The organism is Sulfitobacter sp. UBA1132 (assembly GCF_002311545.1).
Lineage (GTDB): Bacteria > Pseudomonadota > Alphaproteobacteria > Rhodobacterales > Rhodobacteraceae > Sulfitobacter > Sulfitobacter pontiacus.
In genome coordinates this window covers 336233-361389 of record NZ_DCAN01000019.1, presented here as the reverse complement: position 1 = coordinate 361389, position 25157 = coordinate 336233, and the positions used below count along the sequence as shown (strand labels likewise).

Sequence of the window (25157 nt, the reverse complement as noted above, 5' to 3'; positions counted from 1 at the left end):
GTCTCCTATGCCTCGGGCTCTAGCCGCACCAGTGCTACACCCGCCTCGACCTGATCACCAGCCTGCGCCAGAACCTCGGCGACCACGCCATCGCGCGCGGCAAGCAGGCTGTGCTCCATCTTCATGGCTTCCAGCACCGCAAGGCGGTCGCCCTTGGTCACCGTCTGGCCGACCTTGGCATCCACGACACGCACCAATCCGGGCATCGGGGCCTCGATCAGATTGCCATCGCCGTGACCACCCGCGGCACGGGCCAGCGGGTCGATAACGTCAAACACCAGCCCATAACCGTCAAAGACCGTCACGCGCCCCTCGGCGACAGATACAGCCGCTGCCTGTTGCCCGCCCACGGACCAACGCCCGCCGATGCGCTGTGCCACGACCTCTGTCCCGTCCACGGTCCAGATCTGGTGATCCGCCGAGACGACCTGCACCTGCAGCAGATGATCCTCTCCGCCCCAGGTCAATCCGACCGCGCGGCGCAGCGGCTGCCAAAGCGTAAATCCCGCGCCCTCTGCCGGATCCAGCAACGACAGTGCCGCCATCCCGGCAAGCGCCGCATGGCGCGGCTCCACCTCTGGCGCTTGGGTCAAAGCATCAATGTCACGGGCGATCAGCCCGGTATCCACATCCCCCGCCGCAAACCCTTCATGCGCCGCCAAAGCCCCGAGAAACGCAAGGTTTGTCACCGTCCCCGCCACCTCGCAGCCGGTCAGCGCCGCGCGTAGGCGCGACAGGGCAATCTCGCGCGTGTCGCCATGCACGATCACCTTGGCAATCATCGGATCATAAAACGGGCTGATCGTATCGCCGGCGCGCACACCGCTGTCGGCACGGCAGGCGGGCGTGAACTGCAAATGTGTCAAGGTGCCCGTGGCGGGCAGGAAGCCCTTGGGCACATCCTCCGCATAAAGCCGCGCCTCGAACGCATGTCCGTGGATCGACAATTCGTCCTGGCGCAGGGGCAGCCCCTCGCCTGCCGCCACGCGCAACTGCCAGGCCACCAGATCAACGCCGGTAATCGCCTCGGTCACGGGATGTTCTACCTGCAAACGGGTGTTCATCTCCATGAAAAAGAAGCCGTCCGTCTGCAACCCGCCAGAGCCGTCGACGATGAATTCAATCGTGCCCGCCCCGGCATAGCCGATCGCCTCGGCTGCTGTGACGGCCGCCTGCCCCATCGCTTCGCGCATTTCGGGCGTCATGCCGGGGGCCGGAGCCTCCTCGATCACCTTCTGGTGGCGCCGCTGAAGCGAGCAATCGCGTTCAAACAGATGCACGGCCTTTTTGCCGTCGCCAAAGACCTGCACCTCGATATGGCGCGGTTTGGTGACGAATTTCTCGACCAGCACATCGGCGTTGCCAAAGGCTGTCTTGGCCTCGGAGCGCGCACTCTCCAGCGCGGCCTGAAAACCGTCCGCCGCCTCCACCAGCCGCATGCCCTTGCCACCCCCACCGGCGACGGCCTTGATCAACACCGGATAGCCGATCTTATCCGCCTCTGCCGCCAGCAGCGCGTCATCCTGATCGGCCCCGTGATACCCCGGCACAACCGGCACGCCCGCCTCGACCATCAATGCCTTGGCGGCATCTTTAAGCCCCATCGCGCGAATGGCCTTGGCCGACGGGCCGATAAAGACCAGCCCCGCCGCCTCTACCGCATCCACGAAATCGGGGTTCTCGGACAAAAAGCCATAGCCCGGATGGATCGCCTGAGCGCCCGTATCCAGTGCCGCCTGAATGATCACCTCGCCGCGCAGATAGCTATCCGCAGGGGCCGACCCGCCGATATGCACCGCCGTATCCGCCATCGCCACATGTTTCGCCGCGCGGTCCGCGTCGGAATAGACCGCCACGCAGCGCACCCCCATGGCCTGCGCTGTCTCCATCACGCGGCAAGCAATCTCGCCCCGGTTCGCAATCAGGATCGTATCAAACATCACGCAGTTCCCTCACATCCATCTTATCTTCATTTTGCCCCTTAAACTCCGGGGGTCCCCGGGGGCTGGCCCCCGGCCTTATAAAAAGTCTTGGGCTGGCCCCCGGCTTAATTAAAAACTTGGGCTGGCCCCCGGCCGCATAAAGGCCAACCGCAGCCTACATCCGGAACACACCAAACTTCGTATCCTCGATCGGTGCGTTCAAACTGGCGCGTAGCGACAGCGACAGCACCTCGCGGCTGTGGCGCGGGTCGATCACACCGTCATCCCAAAGCCGTGCGGTCGCATAAAGCGGATGCGACTGTTCCTCGAACATATCAATCGTGGGCTGCTTGAACGCGGTCTCTTCTTCCTCGGTCCAGCTGTCGCCCGCGCGTTCGATCGCATCGCGTTTTACCGTTGCCAGAACACCCGCCGCCTGCGCACCGCCCATGACCGAAATGCGCGAGTTCGGCCATGTCCACATGAAGCGCGGGGAATAGGCGCGTCCCGCCATACCATAGTTGCCCGCCCCGAACGACCCGCCCACCAGCATGGTGATCTTGGGCACATTGGTCGAGGCGACAGCCGTCACCATCTTGGCCCCGTGCCGCGCGATGCCTTCGTTCTCGTATTTGCGGCCGACCATGAAGCCGGTGATGTTTTGCAAGAACACCAGCGGGATCTTGCGCTGCGAACAGAGTTCGACGAAATGCGCGCCTTTCTGGGCGGATTCCGAGAACAAGACGCCATTGTTGGCGATGATACCGACGGGGCAGCCTTTCACATGGGCGAAACCGCAGACCAGCGTCTCGCCAAAGCGCGCCTTGAATTCGTCGAAGCGACTGCCATCGACCAGCCGCATGATGACTTCGCGGATGTCATAGGGCGTGCGCAGATCGGCGGGGACAACGCCCAGCATCTCGGCCGGATCATAGGCAGGGTCTTCGGCGGGTTGCCATTGCACATTCATCGGGGCCGCGCGGTTCAATCCCGCCACAGCGCGTCGTGCCAAGGCCAGCGCGTGGGCGTCATCCTCGGCCAGATAGTCGGCCACACCTGACAGACGGGTATGCACATCGCCACCGCCCAGATCCTCGGCGCTGACCACCTCGCCCGTGGCGGCCTTGACCAGCGGCGGACCGGCCAAAAAGATTGTGCCCTGTTCCTTCACGATGATCGACACATCCGACATCGCGGGCACATAGGCCCCGCCCGCGGTGCACGATCCCATGACCACCGCGATCTGGGGGATGCCCTTGCCGCTCATCCGCGCCTGATTATAGAAAATCCGGCCAAAGTGGTCACGGTCGGGAAAGACCTCGTCCTGATTGGGCAGGTTCGCGCCGCCGCTATCGACCAGATAGATGCAGGGCAGATGGTTTTCCTCGGCGATCTCTTGGGCGCGCAAGTGTTTTTTGACGCTCATCGGGAAATAGGTGCCGCCCTTCACCGTAGCGTCGTTGCACACGATCATGCAGTCGATGCCCTGAACCTTGCCGACGCCCGCGATCACGCCCGCCGCTGGGGCGGCCCCACCATAAAGCCCATGCGCCGCCAGCGCACCAACCTCAAGGAAGGGCGATCCGGGGTCGAGCAGATTGGCCACCCGTTCGCGGGGCAGCATCTTGCCGCGGCTCACGTGACGCGCGCGAGATTTCTCGCCGCCGCCCAGTTCCGCCGCATCCGCCGCCTCGCGGATGGTTTGCAGGGCAGCCAAATGTGCCGCCTCATTCGCCTTGAAGCTTTCGGACGAGGGCAAGGCTTGCGAAATCAGCTTCATGTCGGTCTCCTTGATCGGATGGAATGGGGGGACGTCACAGTCGGGTATTGCATCACGCAGCCCCTTCGGCAGCGGCGCGGGCTTTCAGCGCGCGGCGGATCACCTTGCCTGTGACGGTCATCGGCAAGGCATCCAGAAAGGCCACCTCGCGCGGGTAGGAATAGCTGGCAAGGCGGGTTTTCACCCAGTCTTGCAGGGTCTGTTCATCGACAGTCGCACCGGATTTGCGCACGACATAGGCTTTGACGATCTCTGTCCGCAGCGGGTCGGGCTTGCCCACCACACCGCAGGTTGCCACATCGGGATGGGTCAGCAGGCAATCCTCGATCTCTGCCGGACCGATGCGATAGCCGCTTGAGGTGATCACATCATCCTCGCGCCCGATAAAGCGCAGGTATTCACCGTCGAACACGCCGCGATCGCCGGTCAGCATCCAGTCACCCCGGAATTTCTGTGCTGTCTCGTCGGGGCGCTGCCAATAGCCCAGCATCATCGCGGCTGATCCCTTGCGGATGGCGACATCGCCTTCGCCTGCCGTCGGCGCACCGTCATCATCCAGCACCGCGACGTCATGGCCCGGCACAGGTTTACCGATGCAACCGGGGCGCGGCGGGAATTGGCTGCCCGCGCTAGTGGCGACCATATTACATTCGGTCTGCCCGTAAAATTCATTGATCGTCACGCCAAAGGCGTGTTGCCCCCATGCCAGCATCTCGGCCCCCAAAGGCTCGCCGCCCGATGCGACAGAGCGTAGCCCCGCGATCGTGGCTCCCTCGGCCTTGAGCATCCGCAGCGCGGTCGGGGGGAAGAACACGTTGCGCACATCGCCATCACGGATAATGCGCGCACAGGCCTCGGGCGAGAATTTCGCCAAGCGCGCCGCGACAACGGGCACGCCAAGCGCCAACGCGGGCATTGCCACATCGAACAGCCCGCCGATCCACGCCCAATCCGCAGGCGTCCAAAGGCAGTCGCCGTTCTGCCCCAGCACGTCATGGCTGAGCGAGACGCCGGGCAGATGGCCCGTCAGCACCCGATGGCCATGCAGCGCACCCTTGGGCGACCCCGTCGTGCCCGAGGTATAGATCAGCACCGCCGGATCGTCAGGGCCGGTGTCGGCAAAGCCGACAGGATCCCCCGCCACGCCGACGCTATCTGCCATCATGGGCGTCGCCAGCCCCCCCAGCAGATCGCGCCCTTCGGGATCGGTCAGCACCAGCGTCACGCCCGCATCACGCACCCGCGACGCAAGGGCATCATACTTGAAGAGTTTGAACAAAGGCACTGAAATCGCGCCGATTTTCCAGATCGCCAGATGGGCCGCAGCACACCACGGGCTTTGCCCCAGCAGCACGCCCACACGGTCGCCTGCCTGCACCCGCTGCGCCAAGGCGCGGGCCAGTCCGTCGACCATATCGGACAGGGTGCCAAAGCTGACATCGCGTCGCGCGTCACCTGTCAGATCAATGATCGCAAGCCGCGCGGGGTCATGGGACAGACATTGCGCCGCCATGTTCAGCCGCGCCGGAATCTCCCACGCGCCCGTTGCGTCCAGACCTGGCAGGACGTCAGCCATCAGCCTTCCCATACGTCCAGCGACAAAGCCTGCCGCGCGGTCTGTTGCATCAGACAGTTGATCGCCGCAGGTCCGCGCCCCGTGCCCCCCTGCCAAAGCGAGGCTTCGTAGGTGCACGCCTTGTCGCGGAACACGATCCACGCCCGCTGCATCTCGCGCAGGGCATCCGCCACGCCGGGGCTTCCCTCGGGCCCCGGGATCGCATCGGCATCCATCCGTTTGGCCTGCACCATCACCGCGGCGTAATTATCGTTCAACCGCTGGTCCCAGAATTGCAGCTCACGGTCCAGACACCCGCCCATACCATAGGTGCTGCTCCCGCCCGGAGAATCCTCCATACACTGGTTCGCAGAGACACCGACGCAGGCCATCTCGGCGGCAAAACCATCGGCGTCGGCGAGGCAAATCTCCGTGCCGCGATCGGTATATTGCAGATCCTGCGCGGCAAGCGGTGAGGCGCAGAGCATCAGGGCAAGGGCGACGCGCTTCACGCCATCGCTCCCATCATCTCGCGGCCCACCAGCATCCGGCGGATTTCAGAGGTGCCTGCCCCGATCTCCATCAGCTTGGCATCGCGGAAGATGCGCCCCACGGGGTTGTCCGACAGGTAGCCCGCCCCGCCCATGGCCTGCACCGCCTGATGCGCCTGTTTCATCGCCTCTTCGCTGGCATAAAGGCAGCAGGCGGCGGCATCCGCACGGGTGACATCACCGCGATCACAGGCCTTGGCGACCTCGTAAACATAGGCGCGGGCCGAATTCATCGCGGTGTACATATCCGCCATCTTGCCCTGCATCAGCTGGAAGTTCCCGATGGGCTGCCCGAATTGTTTACGCTCGACCATATAGGGCATGATCTCGTCCAGACAGGCGGCCATGATCCCCAGACCAATCCCTGCCAGCACCACGCGTTCGTAATCAAGCCCCGACATCAGCACCGCCACGCCGCGCCCCTCTTCTCCCAGAACGTTTTCAAACGGGACTTCGACATCGTCAAAGATCAGCTCTGCCGTGTTGGACCCGCGCATGCCAAGCTTGTCGAAATGCGGGCTGGTGGTGAAGCCTTTCATGGATTTCTCGATCAGGAAGGCGGTGATGCCTTTCGATCCGGCATCGGGGTCGGTCTTGGCATAGACCACCAGCGTGTCGGCGTCAGGGCCGTTGGTGATCCAGTATTTGTTGCCCGACAGGCGGTAGTGATCATTGCGCTTTTCGGCGCGCAGTTTCATCGACACCACGTCGCTGCCCGCAGAGGGTTCGGACATCGCCAGCGCGCCCACATGTTGACCCGAGCACAGGCCCGGCAGGAATTTCGCCTTCTGCTCGGGACTGCCGTTGAGACGGATCTGATTGACGCAGAGGTTCGAATGCGCCCCGTAGGACAGGGAGACCGAGGCGGAAGCGCGTGCGATTTCTTCAACCGCGACGGTGTGCGCGACATAACCCATGCCCGAGCCGCCGAATTCTTCCTCGACCGTCATGCCCAGCAGACCAAGGCTGCCCATCTCTTCCCAGAGCGCGGGCGGGAATTCGTTCTTGGTGTCGATCTCGGCGGCCATCGGTTTGACCCGTTCCTGCGCCCAACGGTGCACCATATCGCGCATCTCGTTCACGTCGTCGCCCAGATCGAATTTCATGGTGGTGTTGAACATAGACCCCTCCCCCGAGTTTATTGAACAGTTGTTCATTACACTACACTTCTCGCGGATTCGGTCAAGCAAATGTCGCAGGCTGCGCGGAACTGCACCCGCGCCGCCGATGTTACCCCCGTGACACAGGATAGAAAGGACGCCCCCATATGAGCACGTCATTGAAGAAAGAATTCTGGGACCGCGTAGACGACACCCGCATCGGCATGCTGGCCACCGATACCGCCCGCGCCATCCCCATGAGCCACTATGCCGACCACGACGCCAACTGCCTTTGGTTCATCACCGCGCGGGACACCGATCTGGCGAAATCCGCCCAGACCGGTGCTGCGGCCGAATATCTGGTGACCAGCAAGGACGAACACCTATACGCCCGGATCGACGGTACCGTTCAGGCTGTGACCGACCCTGCCAAACTGGACGAGTTGTGGAACGCCTTTGCCGCCGCGTGGTTCAAGGACGGACGCAAGGATGACGACGTGCAACTTGTGCGCATGGACCTCAAACAGGCGGAGGTCTGGCTGACCGGCGGCAGCCTGTCCTTCCTTTACGAGATCGCCAAAGCCAATGTGACCAAACAGGTTCCGGATGCGGGCGAACATGGGACGATCCGGTTCTGAACGGCGGACATGCCACTATTCACATCAAGGGCGGGCCGTTGTGCCTGCCCTTTTCGTGATGCCATGCTAGGGTGCTGCCGAACACCCGCGGGCTTTGCATCAGACCCGGCCCGATACAGCCATGAACGGATGAATCGATATGAAAATCTATGTGACAAGCATCTTCGTTGACGACCAAGACAAGGCCCAGAAGTTCTACTGCGACAAGCTGGGATTTGAGGTGAAGAACGATATCCCCCTCGGGACGCACCGCTGGCTCACCGTGGTATCGCCCGACCAGCCCGACGGGACAGAGCTTTTGCTAGAGCCCAGCGATCACCGCGCCGTTGGCCCCTACAAACAGGCGCTGGTGGAGGACGGGATCGCGGCCCATTCCTTTCAGGTTGAGGATCTGGATGCCGAAGTCAAACGGCTGACCGACAGCGGTGTCGTCTTCACCCAAGACCCTATTGATGCCGGCCCTGTCCGCATGGCGGTGCTGGATGACACCTGCGGGAACCTTATCCAGTTGATCCAGATGGCGACCCCCGGCGCGGCCTAGCCCTGCTGGAACACCGCCGAGACTTCCGCGCGAATGATCCGTGCGATCAGCGCGCAGTCGTCCAAAGAGAATGTCAGCGGAACGCGCATGTCGATGATACTGGCAAGCACCGCATCGCTGGCGGGTAGCGCAGAGGGTTCGGCATAACGCCATGAATCGTAGCGGCTGGTAAAGCCCACAGGCTCCGCCCCGCCGAACCACTTCAGTTCCACCCCGCGGGCGGCGCAGCGGGTCAGCATTGATGTAATGGCCTCGGGGGCCCAACCAGACAGCAGGAACTGGAACGACGATCCGACAAAGCGCTCCACCGCCGGGCGGTCGATGAGGGTCAGGCCCGGCGTGTCGCGCAAGCCGTCCTGAAACACGTGATACCGCGCATTCCACCCGTCGATCTGTGCCTCAAGCCGCTTGAGCTGCGGCCGCAGGATCGCCGCGCGCAGGTTATCCATCCGGCCAGAGATATTCGGCGTGTCGTATTTCACCGTCTCGAAGGCTTCGGGCGGCGGCCCCGCCAAATGCCGGTCATAAAGCATATAGGACCCTGAGAGCATGATCGCCCGCGCCGCGAGTGCTGCATCGTCGGTGACCAGCAGCCCGCCCTCGCCCGCGTTGACGTGTTTGTAGGTCTGGCAGGAATAGCACCCCACCGCCCCATGCCGCCCCGAGGGCACGCCGTTCCAGCTTGCCCCCATGGTATGGGCGCAATCCTCTACCACGGTGACACCGGCGGCGTCACAAAGCGCCATCAACCGGTCCATATCGCAGATATGCCCGCGCATATGGCTTAGCAGCAGCACCCGCGCCTGATCCAGCTTGGCGGCTAGATCCTCCAGATCGATCACCAGCCCTTGGGTGACATCGACAAAGATCGGCGTGGCCCCGACCGCGGCAATCGCGCCCGGCACGGGGGCCAGCGTGAAAGCGTTGGACAGCACCCGATCCCCCGGCTTGACACCAACAGCCCGCAAGGCGGTCGCGATGGCATAGCCCCCCGAGGCCACGGCAAGGCAGTATTGCGCGCTCACCATCGCGGCGAACTCCTGCTCTAGCAGCGCGGCCTCGGCGATTTCGCAGGGCGCGGTGTTATAGCGGTGCAACCGCCCGTGGCGCATCACGGCGACGGCGGCGTCGATGGCTTCCTCGGGGATCGGTTCTTGCTGGGTGAAGCTGCCGGCGAACACCTCTGCCGTGTCAGATACCATGTCAGACGGCACCGATCAGACGGGTGACGATGTCGGGCAGGTCGTCATAGTGGTCCAGCAGGGCTTCGGGGCCAAGTGCTGCCATATCATCGCCCGAGGGACCGAAGGAGACCAACACGCAAGGCACACCCGCCGCGCGCGCCGTCTCGCGGTCGGTATTGGTATCGCCCACAAGCAAGCACAGCGCGGGGTCGCCCCCGGCACGCCGCGCGGTTTCGAACAGATGCTCCGGATCGGGCTTGCGGATCGCCAGCGTGTCGGCCCCCACCATCGCGCCAAAGGCATCGCGCACGCCAAGCTTGGTCAGCAGCGTATGGGCCAGCCCCTCGGGTTTGTTGGTGCATATCGCCACGCGGTAGCCCGCGGCTTTCAATGCCTCCACCGCCTCCATCGCGCCGGGGTAAAGCACGGTATGGGTGTCGATCTCGCGGCCATAGGCTTCGAGCAGCATGGGATAGTAGCGGTCGATGGTCTCGGCGTCGTCGGCGCGCCCCAAACGCTCCATGCCCAACCGCAGCATCGCGCGGCCGCCTTTCAGCGCCGTGCCTGCATCGGTCTTGGCATCCAGCACATCGCCCTCGCCCATGTCGCGGAAACAGGCATTGGCCGCGGCGATCAGGTCTCCGCTGGTGTCCGCGAGCGTTCCGTCGAGGTCGAATACGACTGTTTTCATCGGCATTCCTTTGCTGAATGTGTTGCAGGCGGAAATCTTCTTTGATGACCCCTAGCCTTGCGCAAAATCGCCAACAAGGTAAAGAGAGCAGACATTAAATTGATTAAAGAGATTATACATGGAAGTTGCACTGATCCTTTTGGCCGCAGGCAAAGGTACCCGTATGCAATCGGATCTGCCCAAGGTTCTGCATGCGGTCGCCCACGCACCATTGTTAGAGCACGCCATGGCATCAGGTGCCGCGCTGTCGCCTGCCCGCACGGTCGTTGTTGCAGGCCACGGGGCAGATCAGGTCCGCGCCGCAGCGCAGGCGTTTGACGACGAAGCACAGGTCGTCGTGCAAGAGGAACAATTGGGCACCGCCCACGCCGTTGGTCAGGCGCGCGAGGCGCTGGCAGGCTTCGACGGCACGGCCATCGTGCTTTATGGCGATACGCCTTTCGTGCAGACCGAAACGCTTGAAAACATGTGCGCGGCACTTGAGACGAATGATGTCGTCGTGCTGGGCTTCGACGCCGCTGATCCTGCCCGCTATGGCCGTTTGGTAATGCAGGGCGACAGCCTTGACCGCATCGTTGAATACAAGGATGCCACGGATCAAGAACGCGCTATAACCCTTTGTAATAGCGGCGTTGTCGCGTGCAAATCCGACCTGCTGTTTGATCTGATTGATGCGGTCGGCAACGACAACGCATCGGAAGAATACTACCTCACCGATATCATCGGCATTGCACGGGAACGCGGGCTGAAAGCCACTGCCGTCACCTGTGACGAGGCCGAGACGATGGGCGTGAACTCCCGCGCGGATCTGGCCGCTGCCGACGCCGCGTTCCAGTCGCGCGCTCGTGCAGCCATGCTTGAGGACGGTATCACGCTGATGGCCCCCGAGACGGTCTATTTCGCCCGCGACACCTATATCGGCCGCGACACGGTGATCGAACCCAATGTGGTCTTTGGCCCCGGCGTGACGATTGAATCCGGTGCCACCATCCGCGCCTTCAGCCACCTTGAAGGCTGCCACGTCGCCCGCGGCGGGGTCATTGGCCCCTACGCCCGCCTGCGCCCCGGTGCAGAGCTGTCCGAGGATGTGCGCATTGGCAACTTTGTCGAGGTCAAGAACGCGCAGATCGCCGAAGGGGCCAAGGTGAACCACCTGAGCTATATCGGCGACGCGACCATCGGCGCCAAAGCCAATATCGGCGCGGGCACGATCACCTGCAACTATGACGGCGTGATGAAGCACCACACCCATATCGGGGCCAACGCCTTTATCGGGTCGAACACCATGCTGGTGGCCCCCGTGCATATCGGCGACGGGGCCATGACAGGATCGGGGTCGGTCATCACCTCGGATGTGGAGGCGGACGCATTGGCGCTGGCGCGCGCGCATCAAGTCGAGAAACCGGGCATGGCGCGGAAATTGTTGGAAATGTTAAAGGCCAAGAAGGCCAAACAGCAGAGAGGCAGCTAATCATGTGTGGTATTGTCGGTATCCTTGGCCAACACGAAGTTGCGCCTACCCTTGTCGAAGCCCTGAAACGTCTGGAATATCGCGGCTATGACAGCGCCGGTATCGCGACGATTGACGCGGGCAAGCTGGACCGCCGCCGCGCGGTCGGCAAACTGGTGAACCTGTCGGATTTGCTGGTGCACGAACCGCTCGCCGGGAAGTCGGGCATCGGGCATACCCGTTGGGCGACCCATGGCGCACCATCGGTCACCAATGCGCACCCGCATCAGGCGGGGCCCGTGGCCGTTGTGCATAATGGCATCATCGAAAACTTCCGCGAGCTGCGGGCCGAACTGTCCAAGGACGGCGTTGAATTCGTGACCGAGACGGATACGGAAACGGTCGTGCTACTCACCCAGAAATACATGGCCGAAGGGCTGGGCCCTGTAGACGCCGCGACCAAGACCATTGCGCGGCTGCATGGGGCTTTCGCACTGGCGTTCCTGTTTGACGGTGAAGACGATCTGATGATCGGCGCGCGCAAGGGGGCCCCGCTAGCCGTCGGCTATGGCGACAACGAGATGTATCTGGGCAGCGACGCGATTGCGCTGTCGCCCATGACGGACCGTGTGACCTACCTCGAGGAAGGCGACCGCGCCGTGCTGACCCGCACGTCGGTCAAGATTTACGACGCCGATGATGCCCCTGTTGACCGTGTGGTCAAGAAGATCAGTCTGGATACCACCCGCATCGACAAGGCCGGCCACAAGCACTTTATGGCGAAAGAGATCGCAGAGCAGCCCGCCGTCATTGGCGAGGCCCTGTCGCGCTACCTCACCGCGGACGGAGAGATCATGCTGCCCGATCCGGGGCTCGATTTCACCAAGATCGACCGTATCACCATGGTCGCCTGCGGCACGGCCTTCTACGCCTGCCTGACCGCGAAATACTGGTTCGAACAGATCGCTCGCATGCCGGTCGAGGTCGATGTCGCGTCGGAATTCCGCTATCGCGAACCGCCCATCTCGGACCGGACCATGGCGCTGTTTGTCAGCCAGTCGGGCGAAACCGCCGACACGCTGGCCGCGCTGCGCTATTGCGCGGGCAAGGCCGATCTCATCACTTCGGTGGTCAATGTGACTGAATCCTCCATCGCGCGGGAAAGCAGTCTGGCGCTGCCGATCCACGCCGGTGTCGAGGTGGGCGTCGCCTCTACCAAAGCCTTCACCTGCCAGTTGACCGTCTTGTTCCTGATGGTGCTGAAAGCTGCCGTGGACCGCGGCGCGATCACCAAGGAAGAGCTGGCCGATTATGTCTCTGGTCTGCGGTCGATGCCGTCGCTGATCAACACCGCGCTCGAACAGAACGCCGCCCTGAGGGACGAAGCCTACAAGCTTTCCTCGGCCCGTGACGTGTTGTTCCTGGGGCGTGGCGCGATGTTCCCCCTCGCTCTTGAGGGCGCGCTAAAACTGAAAGAAATCAGCTATATACACGCCGAAGCTTATGCGTCGGGAGAACTTAAACACGGCCCGATCGCGCTGATCGACGAAAACGTGCCTGTGGTGGTCATGGCCCCCAACGACACGCTCTTCGACAAGTCCGTCAGCAACATGCAAGAAGTCATGGCGCGCAAGGGCAAAGTGATCCTGATCTCGGATCGTGCGGGGCTGGATGAAGCCGCCGAAGGCACGTGGGGGCAGATCGAAATGCCCCCCGTTGCCGATGCGCTCGCTCCCATCCTCTATGCGATCCCGGCGCAACTGCTGGCCTATCACACCGCGATTGCTAAAGGCACCGATGTCGACCAACCGCGCAACCTGGCAAAATCGGTGACTGTGGAATGAACCTTGCCCCCTATATGGCGCAGCTGAACGAACTGGCTGATCCCGCCGCTGTCGAGAAAATGCAGGCCTATCACAAGGTGGATCGCCCCTATCTGGGCGTTGCCAATCCGCAGATCAACGATCTGACCAAAGCGTGGCGGGCCGAGCTGTCGCTGACCGACCGGATCGCGCTGGCCGATGCCCTGTGGCAAACGGATATCTTCGAGGCGCGGGTGGCGGCGGCCAAGCTGTTGACCCAGGCCCGCCTGCGCCCGGATGACGAACCCGCCTGGCAGTTGATCCAAAGCTGGGTACCGGATTTCGACAGCTGGGCCATCGCGGATCATGCCTGCATGGCGGCGCAAAAACGGTTGCTGGCAGACCCTCAACGTCTGGATGTGGTCGAGACCTGGACCCAATCGGGCGAACTCTGGTCGAAGCGGGCGGCGCTTGTCGCCACCCTGCCCTGGACCAAGCAGAACAACCCCAAGCCCGAAGAGCTGGACGCGCGCGAGCGTATCCTTGGGTGGGCAGCGGGGTATCTGCCGGTCAAGAACGGCATCCTGCAAAAGGCCATCGCGTGGTGGGTCCGCGACCTCAGCCGTCATGACCCTGTGCGCGCCGCCGCCTTTATCGAGGACAACCGCGCCACGCTCAAACCCTATGCGATCAAGGAAGCCGCGCGCCATATGCCGGATTTCCCGCTGGAAGCCCCGGTGGCGGCGGAAGACGAAGCCCCCGCATCAGATAGCTGATCCCTACAGAAAACGGGCGTCCAAAGTTCCCCCTTGGACGCCCGTTTTGTATCTTACACCGTCACCGCCTGGCTTAGCCGTTGGTGGACACTTCAACCTTGGTCAGATCCGTCAGCGACGCGCCAATCAGACGGAGCGCCGACAACGACATGCGGCTCCCGCCCGAAGCAGGCCCATCCAGCGGGATCAGTTCAACCGTAGAGGATTTGCCCGTCGCGGGGTTCGTCACGCGGCCCTGCATTTCCGATTTCACCAGCGGTGTTTTCATCCAAAGCCCCGGCTCTGTCGCGCTGCCAAGCGAGGCGACGGTGGTGCCCAGCGATTTGGCCCCTGCCGCAGCAGGTTTTGACGCCTCGGCGCGTTGTTCGGCCGTGGTGGTGTCAAGCGCATCGGCTGTGCGTGCCCCAGCAGGCGGACGGGCAGCCGCGGTGGCGGACGACAGGGACGCCTCAGCACGCGCCTCGGCCTCGGTCGTGGGCGGGGCTGCGTCCGCCCCGCGTTTACCCAAACCCAAACGATCCGTTACGCCCGCACATCCGGCCAGAGCAACGACAGCGACACCTAGAATAATATAATGTTTCATGGGCTAAATCTAACGCTCCCCCCCTGCCGCTTCAATCTCCTAAATGCTACTTGCCCCGGGATGGGCCGATGTTTACCTATGGGATATGAATGCACCTTTGATTGACCCGTTCGCCCGCGCCATCACCTATCTGCGCGTCTCTGTCACAGACCGCTGTGACTTTCGCTGTGTTTATTGCATGTCCGAGAATATGAATTTCCTCCCCAAGAAGGAACTTCTGACCTTGGAAGAGCTGGATCGGCTGTGCACCAACTTTGTCGATCTGGGTGTGCAAAAGCTGCGCATCACCGGCGGTGAGCCTTTGGTCCGCAAGGGTATCATGACCTTCTTCGACAGCATGACCCGCCATCTGGACGCCGGCACGCTGAAAGAGCTGACGCTGACCACCAATGGCAGCCAGTTGGAACGCTATGCCGCCGATCTTTATGCTGCGGGCGTGCGCCGTGTGAATGTCTCGCTTGATACGCTGGACGATCAGAAATTCGCCGACATCACCCGTTGGGGGCGTCTGCCGCAGGTGCTGCGCGGGATCGACGCGGCGCAGAATGCCGGGCTGCGGGTCAAGATCAACGCCGTCGCGCTGAAAGGCTTCAACGAGGCAGAACTGCCGTCGATGACCGCATGGTGTGCGGATCGCGGGATTGATCTGACCTGGATCGAGGTGATGCCCATGGGCGACTTGGGCAACGAGGACCGCTTGGGCCAGTATTGGTCGCTCAAGGATGTGCGCCGCACCTACGAGGAACATTACACCGTCACCGATCTGGCTGAGAATACGGGCGGCCCTGCCCGATATGTCCGGCTGGAAGAGACCGGCCAGAAGATCGGCTTTATCACGCCGCTGTCCCATAATTTCTGCGAAAGTTGCAACCGCGTGCGGATCACCTGCACCGGTGAAATCTACATGTGTCTGGGGCAGGAAGATGTGGCCGACCTGCGCGCGCCCTTGCGCAATCACCCCGATGACGACGCGCCCTTGAAAGACGCAATTCGCGCGGCGATCAACCTTAAGCCCAAGGGCCACGACTTTGATTATTCACGGCAAAAGCTGGATGGGCAGATGCCCCGCCACATGAGCCACACTGGCGGCTGACGCGACCGTGTCCGCGCCTTTCCTGTACCGCGCCTGGGTTCTTGCCAGCCGCTGCCTGATCCCCTTTGCCGCCAGCGCAGAGGCGCGCAAGCTGAACGCGCAAGACGTGCCCGCCGCCCGTGCGGGAGAGAAACGCGGCATCGCCACACAGCCGCGCCCAAGCGGCGGCCCGCTGGTTTGGGTGCATGCGGCCTCCGTGGGCGAAAGCCTGTCGGTGCTGGCGCTGATCACCCGCATGGGGCACATGCTGCCCGACGCGCATTTCCTGATTACGTCCGGCACCGCGACCTCGGCCAGGCTGGTGGAACAACGTCTGCCGCCGCGCAGCCTGCACCAGTTTGCCCCGCTGGACGCCCCCGGCCCGTTAAAGCGGTTCCTGGCCCATTGGCAGCCCGACGCCGCGATATTTGTCGAAAGCGAGATCTGGCCGCAGATGCTGCGACGGACCCATGCGACCGGCGCGCCGATGGCGTTGGTCAACGCGCGCATGTCTGACAAGACGGTCGAGTTCTGGGAGAAATGGCCCCGCACTGCCCGCTACCTGTTCGATGTCTTCACGCTGATCGTGACGCAGAATGACGCGATGGCGCGCAATATGATCCGCATGCATGCCCCCGCCGATCGTGTGTCGCCGGGGGTGAACCTGAAATCCATGGCCGGCCCGCTGCCCGTCGATGCACAGGCGCTGGCCGCTGCGCGCACAGCGCTTGGCGGGCGGGCGGTCTGGGTCGCGTCTTCCACCCACGAAGGGGAGGAACGCAGCGTGCTCGATGCGCATAAGAAGCTGCTGCGCGAGATCCCCGATCTGTGTCTCATCCTTGCCCCCCGCCACCCCGAACGCGGCGATGCGGTAGAGGCGCTGGTACAGGACGCGGGGCTGACCGTGCAGCGCCGCAGCCGTGGGGACGCCCCCGGGGGTCAGGTCTATCTGGCCGACACGCTGGGGGAATTGGGCCTCTGGTACAGCCTGTCCGATGTCGTGTTTCTGGGCGGATCGCTGCTGCCCATTGGCGGGCACAACCCGTTCGAGGTGGCGCAATCGGGTGCCGCTGTGCTGTCGGGCAACCACGTTGCGGCCTTTGCGGAAACCTATGCCCAGCTCGAGGCTGAAGGCGCTGCGCGGATCGTGGCGGATGGCGATGATCTGGCCGCCCGCGTTGCCGCGCTCTTGACCAAACCGGACGAGCTGGCGACGATGACCGCAGCCGCTGCCCGCTTCATCGCGGCACAAGATGACCAGCTTGATGCCATCGCCAGCCGTCTGATCACCACATTGAACTTGGATACCCCATGACGCACCCCCTTGCCCGAACCGATGTGATCGCGCCGAATTTCAAACGCAGGCTCAGCGGCGTCACGGCCACTGTGATGCGGTTGGTGCCAGTCCAATCGCGCGATATCTCTATCGCGGCAACGGGCCCCGTTGTGCCTGATGATGTCCCGCAGGTGCCGCTGGCCTCGCTTTTGACCATGTCGCGCCGCGGGCCGTCACCGTCGGGCTGGCGGGTCTGGCACGCGCGGCGCAACGTCGAGATGCTGGGCGGGCTGGCGCTGCGCTATCTGCTGGGCAAGCGGCTCAAGCTGATGTTCACCTCGGCCAGCCAGCGCGAACAGACCGGCCTGACGCGCTGGCTGATCCGGCGGATGGATGCCGTTGTGGCGACCTCGGACCGGACCAACGCCTATCTGGAAAACCCCGGCCATGTGATCATGCACGGGATCGACACCGAGGGCTTTGCCCCCTCGCCCGACCGCGCCGCGCTGCGCGCCGAGCTTAAGCTGCCAGTGAACGCGACGCTGGTGGGCTGCTATGGCCGTATCCGCGCCCAAAAGGGCACCGATGCCTTTGTCGAGGCGATGCTGCCGATCCTGCGGGACAACCCCGATGTCGTCGCCCTTGTGATGGGGCGCGCGACCGAGAAATACGAGAGCTTCGAGAAGGGCCTGAAAGACCGCGCCCGCGCCGAAGGGCTGTCGGACCGGATGCTGTTCCTGCCAGAGGTGCCGGTGGGCGATATGGCGGATTTCTACCGCGTGCTGGACCTTTACGTCGCCCCCCAACGGTGGGAGGGCTTCGGCCTCACCCCGATCGAGGCGATGGCCTGCGGTGTGCCCGTGGTCGCGACCCGTGTGGGGGCCTTTGAAAAGCTGGTGGTGCAAGGTACGACGGGCCTGCTGGTGGACCCCGATGACATTCCCGCGCTCGAGGCCGCGACGCGCGATGCCCTGTCCGACCCGACCCGACTGGCCGCATGGGCAGAGGCCGGGCGCAGCTATGTGATGTCAGATTTCTCTATCGCGCGCGAAGCGGCAGCGCTGGTCAAAATCTATCGCAAGCTGCTGGCAGCATAGGGCGCGGGTTTCCCCCCGCCCCATGCCTGTGTGATCAGCCGATGGGCATGCGTTGTTCGGCGATACCCGCCCACCAGCTGCAGCCCGCGGGAATGATATCGTCGTTAAAGTTATACATCGGGTGGTGCACCATCGCAGTGTCGCCATTGCCGACCAGAATATAGGCACCGGGGCGCTCTTCGAGCATAAAGGCGAAATCCTCGCCCCCCATGACCAAAGGTGCTTCGTCGCATTGACCCGAGATACCGCGCGCGACATCCGCGGCGAATTCAGTCTGTTCGTCGTGGTTCACCATCACCGGATAGTTGCGCACGTATTTGACCTTTGCCGTCGCGCCAAAGGTCGCCGCGATGCCTTCACAAATCTCTGTCACGCGCTTTTCAGCCAGATCGCGCAAGTCATTGGACAGGGTGCGCACGGTGCCCAGCAAATTCACCCGCTGCGGGATCACGTTGAACGCCTTGGACGAGGATTCGATCGAGGTGATCGAGACAACGATATTGCCCACGGGGTCCGCGTTCCGGCTGACGATGGTTTGCAGCGCGGTGATGATATGTGCGGTGACAACACCCGTATCGATGGTCTCGTGTGGTTTGGCCGCGTGGCCGCCCAGACCCTCGACTTCGATTTCCAGCAGGTCGGTGGCCGCAAAGAACGGGCCGGGGCGGATGCCGAATTGTCCGGCGGGAATGCCGGGCCAGTTGTGCATGCCATAGACTTCCTGAATGCCCCAGCGTTCCATCATGCCGTCTTTGCACATCTCGCGCCCGCCGCCGCCGCCTTCTTCGGCAGGCTGAAAGATCACCACAACGGTCCCGTCAAAATTCCGTGTCTCGGCCAGATACTGCGCCGCACCCAACAGCATCGCCGTGTGGCCGTCGTGGCCGCAGGCATGCATCGCATTGGGCGTTTTGGAGGCATAGTCCAGCCCCGTCTGTTCGTGGATCGGCAGCGCGTCCATATCGGCACGCAGCCCGATGACCTTGCCCGAGGTGGTGGCATTGCCCTTGATCACGCCGACAACACCGGTACGCCCGATGCCTTCGACAACTTCGTCACAGCCGAAGGCGCGCAGTTTCTCGGCCACGGTGGCAGAGGTGCGATGCGTCTCGAACAGGATCTCGGGGTGTTCGTGCAAATCACGTCGCCATGCGGTGATGTCATTGTGCAATTCGGCAAATCGGTTCTTAACGGGCATTTTTCGAAGTCCTTGAAGTCTGTGAAAAAAGGGAACGCGCAGCGCCCCTTTCGGGCAAAGCCGGCGGCTAGGCTGGCAATCTTGTTTCAATCATTTCCGCGAACCAGCTACAACCTGCGGGGATCGCGTCATCGTTGAAATTATACATGGGGTGGTGGACGGTGGGCCCGTCGCCATTGCCCAGCATGATATAGGCACCGGGGCGCTGGTTCAGCATATACGAGAAATCCTCTCCGGCCATGATCGGAGGCGTGTCGCGGTCCACACCGGGGGCGATATTCTCGGCCACATCAGCGGCATAGGCGGTGTTCGCGTCAGCGTTCACGGTGATGGGATAGCCGCGCGCGTAAACGATGTCGGCAGTGCATTGGTGGGCGGCGCAGGTGTGGGTCACGACAGCCTCCAGCCGGTCCTGCACCAGATCGCGGATGCCCGCATCCAGCGTCCGGACCGTGCCGCGCAGCCGCACGGTTTGCGGCAGGACGTTGTGGCTGTCGGTATCGGACCGCAGGGTACAGACCGACACGACAGCATTCTTGATCGGATCCACGTTGCGCGCGGCGATGGATTGCAGCGCGACAACGACATGCGCCGCGGCAAGGTTGGTATCGATCGCCTCGTGCGGGGCTGCGGCATGGCCGCCCTGCCCGGTGATGATGATGTCGAACTCATCCGCCGCCGCCAGCAAAGGGCCACTGCGGATCGCGAATGCGCCGACGGGATGGCCGGGCATATTGTGCAGCCCGTAGACCTCGTCGATGGACCAACGCTCCATCAGGCCTTCCTCGACCATGACGTTGCCACCGCCGCCGCCCTCTTCGGCGGGTTGGAAGATAAGCACCGCCCGCCCGTCAAAATTGCGCGTCTCTGCCAGATATTGCGCGGCCCCCAGCAGGATCGCGGTGTGCCCGTCATGGCCGCAGGCATGCATCTTGCCCGGCGTTTTGGAGGCATAGTCAAGCCCCGTCGCCTCGGTGATGGGTAAAGCGTCCATGTCCGCGCGCAAGCCGATGCTGCGCCCCGAGGCATTGGTCTTGCCCTCGATCACCGCGACGATGCCGCTTTGCGCCACGCCGGTGGTGATATCGGTAATGCCAAAGCTGCGTAGCTTCTCTTCGACGAAAGCCGCGGTCTGCGGCAGATCGAATTGCAGTTCGGGGATCGTATGCAGGTGACGCCGCCACGCGGTGATGTCGGCATGGGTTTCGGCAAAGCGGTTCTTGATCGGCATCGCGTGCGTTCCTTTATGTGTCTAGACGTTCGGGCCCAGGATCATCGGGCTGCCATCGGTGAAACGTGCAAGGCGAAAGCGGGTCAGATCATGACCAGCGCTTTGCCCCGTGGCCAGACGCGCCAGAACGCGGCCCATGCCCGGCCCGATACCAAAGCCGTGCCCCGACATGCCCGTGCCAATGGTCAGCCCCGGCAGTGCTGCCACAGTATCCACGACAGGTACAATGTCAGGCATGGTGTCGATCATCCCCGCCCAGGCAGATTTTAGCTTTATCGGGCCCAAGTCGGGGAACATTGCTGAAAAATCACGCAGCAAGCGGCGGATCTTGGCCATATTGGGCGTGGGGTTAAGGATGCGCATCGCCTCGAAGGGGGATGGGGTATCGGCCTGCCAGCGCCGCTTGGTCGTCCAGGCATCGGGAAAGCTTTTGGGCGCAAAAGGGTGAAGCCGTTGACCAAAGGGGTCGGCGCGCAACTGGGTCAGGTAGTGGGGCAAGGCGCGAAAGGCGTCAGGGCCCACGAACAGCTCGGGCGCGCCGGGAGGGGCGAGCGTATAGCCGCCATCCTCGCGCCGCCGGAACGCGACCTGCCCGTCCGACACCGCCCCTGCGTAAATTTCAGGCAAGCTTTCGGTCGCCGCCACATTTTCGCGTACCGACAGCTGCGGCATAGAGATACCGTGATTGCGCAGGAACAGCGCCGACCACGCCCCACCTGCCAGCACCACCTGCGAAGACGCGATACGCCCCTGTTCCGTGATCACCCCGGCAACCCGCCCCGCCGCGATGTCAAGGCAGCGCACGGCGCAATTCTCGATGATCTGAACGCCCTCTCGCGCGGCGATACCGGCGAGTGCGGGCACCGCGACCCAAGGCTCCGCCCGCATGTCCGACGGCGTGATCAGCGCGCCGATCTGAGGTGTCGCAAGGCCGGGGAACATGGCGGAGACCTCGGCCGCCGTCATCATCCGGCTGTCCGCGCCATTGGCCCGCGCATGGGGCAGCCAGTCTTCGTAGCCCGCAAGTTGTGTCGGCCTTTGCGCCAGATAGGCAATGCCGCCCTGCCGCAGCCCGATATCCACGTTCGTTTGCCCCGCAAGTTCGCGCCAGAGCGCCTGCGCCTCGGCCATGATCGGCATCTCGTCAGGGTCGCGCCCCTGTTGCCGAATCCACCCCCAATTGCGGCTGGATTGTTCAGCGGCGATGCGGCCCTTTTCCAGCAAGGTGACCGAGTGACCCTCCCGGGCGAGGAACAGCGCCGTGCAGACCCCGATGATCCCGCCGCCGATAACGACGATATCCGACGTGGCTGGCTGGGGGCCGGGATAGGTGACGGGGGTGGTCGTGTGGATCGGGAAAGGCTGCATGGGTCAGGCTTTATATTGCGTGGGCGTCGCGGGCAAAGCAGGCCTGGATCGGGGGCCAGCCCCCGGTGCCGCGCTGCGGCCCCTCCCCCTGGATGTGATGCCATTTGGAAGAAGGGGGCCGCTGCGCTGTGTCATTTCAAACGGTCAAGCAGGTCGCGCATGAATGTATGGCCGGCCTCGAATTGCGCGACTTCGATATATTCGTTGGGCTGGTGCGCCTGTGCGATATCGCCGGGGCCGCAGATCACCGCGCTATACCCCGCTTCCTGGAACTGTCCGGCCTCGGTCCCGTAGGAGACCTTGTGGCTGGCATTGTCGCCGGTGATCTGGCGCACGAAGGTTTCGGCCAGCCCGTCTTTTTCGGGTTGTAGTGCGGGGACGTCGAAACGGGGGGTGACCTCGATATAGGTTTCGGGGACGACCTCTTGCATCTGCTTTTCAACCTCGCGCACCTTTTCCAGATAGGCGGTGCCCCAGGCGTCTTTGTCTTCGCCTGGCACGACGCGGAAATCCATGGCGAAGTGGCAATCCTTGGCGGTGATATTATGCGCTGTCCCGCCCGAGATCACGCCCACATGGGCGGTGGTAAAGGGCGGGTTGAACATCGCGGCAAGCTCGCTGGGTTTGCGGGCCATGTTCTCGGTGTTCACCTCATTGGCCCATTCGATCAGCTTGGCCCCCGCCATGATCGCGTTGACGCCTGTGTGCAGGAGCGAGGAATGCACCTCGAAGCCGACCACATGGGTGTTGAAGCCCGTGCCGCCCTTGTGGCCTGTAACGGCCTGCATGGTCGAGGGTTCCCCCACGATCACCAGCGCCCCCTTGGGCAACACCGGCTGCATCGCCTCGATCATCGGAGGGGCACCGGTGCAGCCGATTTCCTCGTCAAAGCTGAGCGCGATCTGGAGTGGGCGTTGCACTTCGGCGTAATGCGCTTCTACCAATGTCCAGATGGCCAGCGCATCAAAGCCCTTCATGTCGCAGCAGCCGCGCCCGTAATAGCGCCCGTCCCGTTCGACCACAGTGAAAGGGTCGCTGTCCCAGGGCTGACCGTCCACCGGCACCACATCGGTATGCCCCGACAGGACCACCGCGCCCTCTTCCCACGGGCCCACATGGGCGAAAAGCGCATGTTTGGGTTGATCGGGGTGGATATAGCGATGGGACGCGATGCCGTGGCTTTCAAGGTAATCGGCCACCCAGTCGATCAGCGGGATATTCGTATCCCGCGACACAGTGGGAAAGCTGACGAGTTTTTCCATCAGCTCGAACGGGGTCATGCGCGCAGTCATTTATGTGGTCCTTTAGTATCCGCTATCGGTGATCAAGACCTGATGGCCGGGGGATACGGTTTTGTAAACAGAGGGTTCCGCGACATAGCTTGTCGGATGAATCGGGGACGGGATCGGCTTGAAGTTCAGCTCGCTTTCCTTTTTGCGACGCCGTGGATCGGCGATGGGGACGGCTTTCATCAGGGCCTGCGTATAGGGGTGCTGCGGGTTTTCAAACACCTGCGACCGCGTGCCCATTTCCACGATCCGGCCCAGATACATCACGCCGACGTGGTGGCTGACCCGTTCGACCACAGCCATATCGTGGCTGATGAACAGGAAGGACAGCCCCATTTCCGCTTGCAGCTCCAGCATCAGATTGACCACCTGCGCTTGTACCGACACATCTAGCGCCGACACGGCTTCATCCGCGACGATCAGCTTGGGGTTCAGCGCCAAGGCCCGCGCGATGGCGACGCGCTGACGCTGACCGCCTGACAGCTCGTGCGGGAAGCGGCGCATGAAGCTGCGCGGCAGTTCCACACGGTCAAACAGCATCTCGATGCGTTTGGTCAGCTCGGCCCCCTTGAGCGTGCCATAATTGTGGATCGGTTCGGCCACCTGATCCGACAGCTGCATCTGCGGATTGAGCGAGGCAAACGGGTCCTGAAAGATCATCTGCATGTCCAGTCGCGCCTTGTGCAGGCCACGTGAATCCAGTGCCATGATGTCTTTGCCATCGAGGTTGACCTCGCCCGATTGGGGTTCGACCAGTCGCAGCAAGGACCGCCCCGCCGTAGATTTCCCGCAGCCGGATTCCCCCACGAGGCTTAGCGTCTGGCCCTTGTTGATGGTAAACGACAGGTCCTCGACCGCATGGACATTGGCGACGGTGCGGCGCAGGAAGCCGCCCTGCACCGGAAAGCGCGTGGTCAGGTTCTTGACCGTCAGCAGCGTTTCCTCTGTGCCCTTGATAGGTTTGATCTCTTTATCCGCAGTCCCGAGCAGTTTCATCGGTTCGGGATAGGGTTTGCCGCGCATCTCGCCCAGCTTGGGGACGGCGGCCAGCAACGCCTTGGTATAGGGGTGTTGAGGGTTTTCGAAAATTTCCTCGACCGTGCCTTCTTCGACCTTGTTGCCGCGGAACATGACGACGACGCGATCGGCCATCTGGGCGACAACGGCCATGTCATGGGTGATGAACATGACGGCGGTGCCGGTCTCGCGTTTCAAGCGGTCGATCAGCGCGAGGATTTCAGCCTGAATGGTCACATCCAGCGCGGTGGTGGGTTCATCCGCGATCAGCAGCCGCGGCGAACAGGCCAGCGCCATTGCGATCACCACACGCTGGCGCATCCCGCCCGACAGTTCGTGCGGGTATTGTGCAAGACGGCGGGCCGGTTCGGGGATGCGGACCTGGGTCAGAAGCTCCAGCGCGCGGGCCTCTGCCTGCGCCTTGGACATGTTCTTGTGCAGGCGTAGCCCTTCGGTCAGCTGGCGACCGACGGTAAAGACGGGGTTCAGCGCTGTCATCGGTTCCTGAAAGATCATCCCGATCTCATTGCCGCGAATATCGCGCATCACATCTTGATCTGTGCGCGCCAAATCGACAGCGGGATCGTTCTGGCGCTCAAATAATAGGCGCCCACCCGCAATTTTTCCGCCGCCGAACTCGACCAGACGCATCAGCGACAGCGAGGACACCGATTTACCCGAGCCGGATTCGCCCACAACGCAGACAGTTTCACCCGCATTGATGTCAAAGCTGACGTTCTCCACACCTAGAACGGGTCCGTCCTGGGTTTGAAATTCGACCCTAAGCTCTTGAATTTGCGCGATTGGTGTCGGCGTTGCCTCGTCTAGCATGGTATTTTCCAGCGCTTCTCGTTTAATCAATTTGACGACGCTAAGGCACTTCGTCATCTGGTGTCAAATCGGTCCAAGGGACCGCTAACATCCGCTGCTTTGGAGACTTGCATTTTTTTTCAAACCTGTTTCGATGCTTCGACGTTATTGGCGTGGCTGGAAAAACGGGCGTTTTGGCGGGCATCCCTGTCTGTCGCAGCACCCT

Annotated in this window: 21 protein-coding genes; 8 read left to right on the top strand and 13 right to left on the bottom strand. The window is 62.8% G+C overall.

Annotation, left to right across the window (positions count from 1 at the left end; genetic code table 11):
• Positions 1-5: 5 nt before the first annotated feature.
• The 5 genes from B4F27_RS15495 to B4F27_RS15475 form a co-directional block, all read right to left on the bottom strand.
• Complete coding sequence (locus tag B4F27_RS15495; RefSeq protein ID WP_286760080.1) at positions 6-1940, bottom strand: acetyl/propionyl/methylcrotonyl-CoA carboxylase subunit alpha; 1935 nt, start codon at positions 1938-1940, stop codon at positions 6-8.
• Positions 1941-2097: 157 nt separating this feature from the next.
• On the bottom strand, positions 2098-3702 hold the full coding sequence (locus B4F27_RS15490) for a carboxyl transferase domain-containing protein (protein ID WP_005854009.1): 1605 nt from the start codon (positions 3700-3702) through the stop codon (positions 2098-2100).
• Positions 3703-3754: 52 nt separating this feature from the next.
• A complete protein-coding gene (locus B4F27_RS15485) occupies positions 3755-5278 on the bottom strand; it encodes an AMP-binding protein (RefSeq protein WP_286760079.1) in 1524 nt (507 codons plus the stop codon).
• Entirely contained in the window at positions 5278-5769 is a 492-nt protein-coding gene (locus B4F27_RS15480; protein ID WP_286760078.1) for a lysozyme inhibitor LprI family protein, read from the bottom strand. The genes B4F27_RS15485 and B4F27_RS15480 overlap by 1 nt, the downstream gene beginning before the upstream one ends.
• On the bottom strand, positions 5766-6929 hold the full coding sequence (locus B4F27_RS15475) for an isovaleryl-CoA dehydrogenase (RefSeq protein ID WP_005854015.1): 1164 nt from the start codon (positions 6927-6929) through the stop codon (positions 5766-5768). The genes B4F27_RS15480 and B4F27_RS15475 overlap by 4 nt, the downstream gene beginning before the upstream one ends.
• A 146-nt stretch (positions 6930-7075) precedes the next feature.
• Between B4F27_RS15475 and B4F27_RS15470 the strand changes: the two genes are divergently transcribed.
• Together B4F27_RS15470 and B4F27_RS15465 are read left to right on the top strand one after the other, a co-directional pair.
• Positions 7076-7546, top strand: a complete 471-nt coding sequence (locus B4F27_RS15470) for a pyridoxamine 5'-phosphate oxidase family protein (protein ID WP_005854017.1) — start codon at positions 7076-7078, stop codon at positions 7544-7546.
• 139 nt (positions 7547-7685) lie between these two features.
• The gene (locus tag B4F27_RS15465; protein ID WP_286760077.1) at positions 7686-8087 is read left to right on the top strand and encodes a VOC family protein; all 402 of its coding nucleotides are present in this window, start codon (positions 7686-7688) and stop codon (positions 8085-8087) included.
• Here the strand turns inward: B4F27_RS15465 and B4F27_RS15460 are convergent.
• Positions 8084-9289, bottom strand: a complete 1206-nt coding sequence (locus B4F27_RS15460; RefSeq protein WP_286760076.1) for a DegT/DnrJ/EryC1/StrS family aminotransferase — start codon at positions 9287-9289, stop codon at positions 8084-8086. The genes B4F27_RS15465 and B4F27_RS15460 overlap by 4 nt on opposite strands.
• Position 9290: 1 nt before the next feature.
• Positions 9291-9962, bottom strand: coding sequence for an HAD-IA family hydrolase (locus B4F27_RS15455; RefSeq protein ID WP_005854024.1), 672 nt, complete (start codon positions 9960-9962; stop codon positions 9291-9293).
• 118 nt (positions 9963-10080) lie between these two features.
• Between B4F27_RS15455 and glmU the strand changes: the two genes are divergently transcribed.
• Genes glmU through B4F27_RS15440 form a run of 3 tightly spaced genes read left to right on the top strand, consistent with a single transcriptional unit; the run spans position 10081 to position 13990 of the window.
• Entirely contained in the window at positions 10081-11433 is a 1353-nt protein-coding gene (glmU, locus tag B4F27_RS15450; protein ID WP_286760075.1) for a bifunctional UDP-N-acetylglucosamine diphosphorylase/glucosamine-1-phosphate N-acetyltransferase GlmU, read from the top strand.
• Between the two features lie 2 nt (positions 11434-11435).
• Entirely contained in the window at positions 11436-13256 is a 1821-nt protein-coding gene (gene glmS / locus B4F27_RS15445; RefSeq protein ID WP_286760074.1) for a glutamine--fructose-6-phosphate transaminase (isomerizing), read from the top strand.
• The gene (locus B4F27_RS15440; protein ID WP_286760073.1) at positions 13253-13990 is read left to right on the top strand and encodes a DNA alkylation repair protein; all 738 of its coding nucleotides are present in this window, start codon (positions 13253-13255) and stop codon (positions 13988-13990) included. The genes glmS and B4F27_RS15440 overlap by 4 nt, the downstream gene beginning before the upstream one ends.
• 73 nt (positions 13991-14063) lie before the next feature.
• On the opposite strand, the gene B4F27_RS15435 is transcribed toward B4F27_RS15440, so the two are convergent.
• The gene (locus B4F27_RS15435) at positions 14064-14573 is read right to left on the bottom strand and encodes a hypothetical protein (protein WP_286760072.1); all 510 of its coding nucleotides are present in this window, start codon (positions 14571-14573) and stop codon (positions 14064-14066) included.
• An 85-nt stretch (positions 14574-14658) separates the two neighbouring features.
• On the opposite strand from B4F27_RS15435, the gene moaA reads away from it, so the two are divergent.
• Genes moaA through B4F27_RS15420 form a run of 3 tightly spaced genes read left to right on the top strand, consistent with a single transcriptional unit; the run spans position 14659 to position 18018 of the window.
• Positions 14659-15666 (top strand): GTP 3',8-cyclase MoaA, encoded by a 1008-nt coding sequence (gene moaA / locus B4F27_RS15430; protein ID WP_005854034.1) that lies wholly within the window; start codon positions 14659-14661, stop codon positions 15664-15666.
• Positions 15667-15673: 7 nt separating this feature from the next.
• On the top strand, positions 15674-16960 hold the full coding sequence (locus tag B4F27_RS15425) for a 3-deoxy-D-manno-octulosonic acid transferase (protein ID WP_286760071.1): 1287 nt from the start codon (positions 15674-15676) through the stop codon (positions 16958-16960).
• Positions 16957-18018, top strand: a complete 1062-nt coding sequence (locus tag B4F27_RS15420) for a glycosyltransferase family 4 protein (protein WP_286760070.1) — start codon at positions 16957-16959, stop codon at positions 18016-18018. The genes B4F27_RS15425 and B4F27_RS15420 overlap by 4 nt, the downstream gene beginning before the upstream one ends.
• Positions 18019-18052: 34 nt before the next feature.
• Here B4F27_RS15420 and B4F27_RS15415 read toward each other — a convergent pair whose 3' ends face one another.
• The 5 genes from B4F27_RS15415 to B4F27_RS15395 form a co-directional block, all read right to left on the bottom strand.
• Entirely contained in the window at positions 18053-19216 is a 1164-nt protein-coding gene (locus B4F27_RS15415) for a M20 aminoacylase family protein (RefSeq protein ID WP_005854046.1), read from the bottom strand.
• Between the two features lie 67 nt (positions 19217-19283).
• Positions 19284-20447 carry a M20 aminoacylase family protein gene (locus B4F27_RS15410; protein WP_286760069.1) on the bottom strand — a complete coding sequence of 388 codons (1164 nt, stop codon included), beginning with the start codon at positions 20445-20447 and terminating at the stop codon, positions 19284-19286.
• A 21-nt stretch (positions 20448-20468) separates the two neighbouring features.
• Positions 20469-21815, bottom strand: a complete 1347-nt coding sequence (locus B4F27_RS15405) for an NAD(P)/FAD-dependent oxidoreductase (RefSeq protein WP_286760068.1) — start codon at positions 21813-21815, stop codon at positions 20469-20471.
• Between the two features lie 131 nt (positions 21816-21946).
• Positions 21947-23107: an acetylornithine deacetylase gene (gene argE / locus B4F27_RS15400; protein WP_286760067.1), complete on the bottom strand. Its 1161-nt coding sequence runs from the start codon at positions 23105-23107 to the stop codon at positions 21947-21949.
• A 12-nt stretch (positions 23108-23119) separates the two neighbouring features.
• Positions 23120-24952, bottom strand: coding sequence for an ABC transporter ATP-binding protein (locus tag B4F27_RS15395; protein ID WP_037954453.1), 1833 nt, complete (start codon positions 24950-24952; stop codon positions 23120-23122).
• Positions 24953-25157: the final 205 nt, after the last annotated feature.